Origin of the sequence: Oceanobacter sp. 5_MG-2023, assembly GCF_030548165.1 — a bacterium.
Lineage (GTDB): Bacteria > Pseudomonadota > Gammaproteobacteria > Pseudomonadales > Oceanobacteraceae > Oceanobacter.
The window spans coordinates 1-510 of record NZ_JAUORS010000076.1 but is presented as its reverse complement, the minus strand read 5'-3'; the positions used below and the strand labels follow the sequence as shown (position 1 = coordinate 510).

1 protein-coding gene is annotated in these 510 nt (G+C 53.5%); it reads right to left on the bottom strand.

Going from position 1 to position 510, the window contains the following annotated elements; translation table 11 throughout:
• Window positions 1–510: cadherin repeat domain-containing protein (locus Q4551_RS16205; protein WP_303434971.1), on the bottom strand; the 510-nt coding region annotated here is incomplete at both ends.

Sequence of the window (510 nt, the reverse complement as noted above, 5' to 3'; positions counted from 1 at the left end):
ATATCAGCAGTGTCATCAGCAACAGCGGTATACACCACTTGCCCGGCACCGCTGTTTTCATCGATGGCAGTGGCCGTCGCGCCAGAAGTAATCGTCGGTGCCACTTCATCCAGGTTATTGACTGCCAAGGTGACGGCTTGGTCCGTGTGGTTACCCGCCCCATCGGTAGCGGTGACGGTAAAGCTGTAGCTTGATTTGGTCTCGTAATCGGCATCAGCCAATAACGTCACTTCGCCGGTGCTGGCATCAATCGAGAAATACGCTGCATCGTCGCCTGAGAGCGAGAAAGTGACGCCTCCAGAAATATCCGCGGAATCATCGGCCGTCGCGGTATACACCACTTGCTCGGCACCAGGGTTTTCATCAATCGCAGTGGCGATAGCGCCAGATGTAATGGTTGGTGCGACTTCATCGAGGTTATTGACTGCTAAGGTGACGGTTTGGTCGGTGTGGTTACCGGCTCCATCGATGGCTGTGACGGTAAAGTTGTAACTGTCTTTTGTTTCGTAA